The organism is Streptomyces sp. NPDC054840, from assembly GCF_053611065.1.
Map to the genome: position 1 here is coordinate 1 of NZ_JBSGZP010000725.1, position 3,562 is coordinate 3,562.

Genomic DNA, 3,562 nt, shown 5'->3' on the forward strand with positions numbered 1-3,562 from the left:
CTCGAAGGGCTCGCCGAGGTAGGCGGCGATGACGCGTTCGTCGCCCTGGACCTCGGACGCGGTGCCTTCGATGAGCTTTTCGCCCTGGACGAGGCAGGCGACGCGGTCGCAGAGGTTGAAGATGAAGCGCATGTCGTGCTCGATGACGAGGACGGCGATGCCCATGTCGCGGATGGCGAAGATGAGTTCTTCGGCAGCGCGGGTTTCCTGCGGGTTCATGCCGGCGGTGGGCTCGTCCAGGAGGATGAGGCCGGGGTCGCTGGCGAGGGCGCGGGCGATTTCCAGCTTGCGCTGTTCGCCGTAGGGGAGGTTCTTGGCCAGGTGCTGGGCCTTGTTCTCCAGGCCGATGAACTCGAGGAGTTCCATGGCGCGCGCTTCGCTTGCGGCTTCGGCCTTCTTGAAGCCGGGGCCGCGGAGCAGGGCGGACCAGAGGCCTTCCTTGGTGCGGGTGTGGCGTCCGACGAGGACGTTTTCCAGCACGGTCATGTTGTGGAAGAGCCGGATGTTCTGGAAGGTGCGGGCGATGCCGGCTGCGGTGACCTTGTGGGGTGTGGGCGGCAGGACGGTGCCCTTGTAGCTGACGCTGCCCTCGGTGGGGACGTAGAGCCCGGTGAGGCAGTTGAAGAAGGTGGTCTTGCCGGCGCCGTTGGGGCCGATGAGTCCGACGATCTCGCCTGCGTTGACCTGGAGGTCGACGCTCTTGACGGCGGTGAGGCCGCCGAAGCGCATGGTGACGCCCTTGGCTTCGAGAACCGTGGTCTTGGTGGTGGTGCCGGTGGTGTCCGTGGTGGTCGTCATGTTGTTCACGCCCCCGCCTTGGCGGTGGCCAGGTCCGTGGGGGCCTGGTCAGCGGTGTCGTCGTGGAACTCGAGCTGCGCGCGCTTGTTGGCGATGAGGCCTTCGGGGCGGAAGCGCATGAGCAGGATGAGGGCGATGCCGAATGCGAGGAGCTGGTAGTCCTGGAGGAAGGCCAGCTTCGCCGGGATCAGGAAGAGGAGTGCGGCGCCGAGGATGGGGCCGCGGATGGTGCCCATGCCGCCGAGGATGACGGCGGCGAGGAGGAACGCGGAGTTCGGCGGGACGGGCCCGGCGAAGACGTAGTTCTCGGGGACGACCGTGCTGTTGACGTGTGCCTGGACGGTGCCGGCGAGGCCGGCGAGGGTGGCGCCGAGGGCGAAGGCGATGAGCTTGACCTTGAAGCCGTTGATGCCCATGGCTTCGGCGGCGGTCTCGTCCTCGCGGATGGCGACCCAGGCGCGGCCGATGCGGCTGCTGCCGGCGCGGGCGAAGACCACGATGACCAGGGCCATCACGAGCAGCATCAGGAAGTAGTAGTTGGCGTAGGCGCCGAGGGTGATGCCGCCGACGATGTGGGATTCCCCGAAGTTCCACCCGAAGAGTTCGAGGTGGGGGATGTTGGGGATGCCGTTGGGGCCGTTGGTGATGTCGGGGCCGGAGGTGCCGTCGAGGTTGCCCATGGCGATGCGGAAGATTTCTCCGAAGCCGAGGGTGACGATGGCGAGGTAGTCGCCGCGCAGGCGCAGGGTCGGGGCTCCGATGACCACGCCGAAGATGAGCGAGGCGAGGGCGCCGACGATGACCGCTGCCCAGAAGGGGAGGTGGATGCCGAAGGCGGATGCGGTGCTTCCGGAGACCAGGGCGGCCGCGTAGGCGCCGACGCCGAGGAAGGCGACGTAGCCGAGGTCGAGGAGGCCGGCGAGGCCGACGACGACGTTGAGGCCGAGGGCGACGGTCGCGAAGATCAGGATGTTGACCGCGATGAGCGTGTAGGTGTCGCCGCTCTGCTGGATGAACGGGAAGGCGATGGCGGCGGCCGCGGAGCCGATCAGGGTGACCTGGCGGTGCTTGGCGGTGAGGCCGCCGAGGCGGGCGAAGAGGCCGGACTTGTTCAGCGCGAAGGCCGCGAGGCCGACGGTGATCAGGTAGGCGACGAAGAGCTGCGGTTCCTTGTCATCGGTGTCGATGCCGAAGGTGATGACGAAGAGGCCGATGGCGAAGACGCCGGTGATGATGAGGATTTCGGCCCAGGAGGGCAGCTGCTTGGCGGGGGTCGCCTTGCGGGTGTCGTCGGGGAGCTTGTTCACGGCGAGGACCGGGATGAGCGTGCCGACGAGGGCGACGTAGGCGCCGGGTTCCAGGTTGACGACGCCGCCGAGGACGACGGTGATGGAGATGACCGTGAACCAGGTGGCGGCGAGGTTGCCGAGGGTGAGGAAGAAGATGGCCTTGCGGGAGCCGTTGGGGGTGAGCCAGCGCAGTCCCTTGATGCCGAGCGCGGAGAGCGCGTGGGCGAGGGTGAGGGCGGCTCCGGCGAGGGTGACGTACTGGAGGCCCGCGGGGCTGCCGTAGTAGGTCAGGTCGCCGGGGAATTCGGCGGTCCATGTCCACGCGAGGAAGGCGCTGACGATGGTGAGGAGGCTGCCGGCGATGACCGCGTAGAGGAGGGTGGTGGGCGCGGGGGCCTGCTTCACCGTGTCGGCGGTCTGCGGGGTGGTGTTGGTGGTCATGGTTCTCACGCCCGATCCGCGACGCGCTCGCCGAGCAGGCCTTGTGGCCGCACGAGGAGGACGACGATGAGGAGTACGAAGGCCCAGACGTTGGACCAGGCGCCACCGCCGAGCTGCGACATGCCGGGGATGTCTTCGATGTAGGCGATCGAGAGGGCTTCGGCGAGTCCGAGGACGACGCCGCCGACCATGGCTCCGTAGATGTTGCCGATGCCGCCGAGGACGGCTGCGGTGAAGGCCTTGAGGCCGAGGATGAAGCCCATCTCGAAGTTGATCTGGCCCTTGTCGAGGCCGTAGGCGACGGCGGCGACGGCGGCGAACGCGGCACCGATGGCGAAGGCCATGACGATGATGCGGTCGGTGTTGATGCCCATCAGCTTCGCGGTGTCGGGGTCCTGCGCGGTGGCCTGCATGGCGCGGCCGCTGCGGCTCTTCTGGACGAAGATGCCGAGGGCGAGCATGCAGAGCGGGGCGAGGATGAGGACGAAGAGGTCCGCGCGCTGGATCGCAAGGCTGTCGGTGATCTTGAAGGCGGCGCCCTTGAATTCAGGGAAGCTGACGGCCTTCTTGGCGTCCGGGTAGAACTGCCAGACGAGCTGCTGGAGCGCGATCGAGAGGCCGATTGCGGTGATGAGGGGTGCGAGCCGGGGGGCGCTGCGCAGTGGGCGGTAGGCGAAGCGTTCGGCTGCGCAGGCCACGGCGACGGAGGTGGCGGCACCTCCGATGATCATGACGGGTATCGCGATCAGCAGGGAGGTGCCGGTCGGGAGGATGGCGTAGGCGCTGAGCGCGCCGAAGCCGCCGATCATGAAGATCTCGCCGTGGGCGAAGTTGATGAGCTGGACGATGCCGTAGACCATGGTGTACCCGATGGCGATGAGGCCATAGAGAGCACCGAGGGCCAGGCCGTTGGCCAGCTGTTGCGGCAGTTCGTGCACCGCAGGGCCTCCGATGAGCGTGTCGGATAAGACTCCGCGCGAGGGCGCTGTTTGCGCCCTCGCGCGGCGGTGGTTAAGGTGGTGGGGGTGGTGCTG

General features: G+C 67.8%; 3 protein-coding genes. All 3 read right to left on the bottom strand.

Annotation, left to right across the window (positions count from 1 at the left end; all coding sequences use genetic code 11):
* The coding region (locus ACWGIU_RS32950) for an ABC transporter ATP-binding protein (RefSeq protein ID WP_453711778.1) at positions 1-798 on the bottom strand (798 nt) is incomplete at its 3' end.
* A gap of 5 nt (positions 799-803) precedes the next feature.
* Positions 804-2,528 (bottom strand): branched-chain amino acid ABC transporter permease, encoded by a 1,725-nt coding sequence (locus tag ACWGIU_RS32955; RefSeq protein WP_453711779.1) that lies wholly within the window; start codon positions 2,526-2,528, stop codon positions 804-806.
* Positions 2,529-2,533: 5 nt separating this feature from the next.
* Positions 2,534-3,466 (bottom strand): branched-chain amino acid ABC transporter permease, encoded by a 933-nt coding sequence (locus tag ACWGIU_RS32960; protein ID WP_033222142.1) that lies wholly within the window; start codon positions 3,464-3,466, stop codon positions 2,534-2,536.
* Between the last annotated feature and the right edge of the window lie 96 nt (positions 3,467-3,562).

What these genes read in the sequence shown, in the direction of transcription:
- ACWGIU_RS32955 (WP_453711779.1), bottom strand. Translation starts at nt 2,528, where the DNA reads ATGACCACCAACACCACCCCGCAGACCGCCGACACGGTGAAGCAGGCC.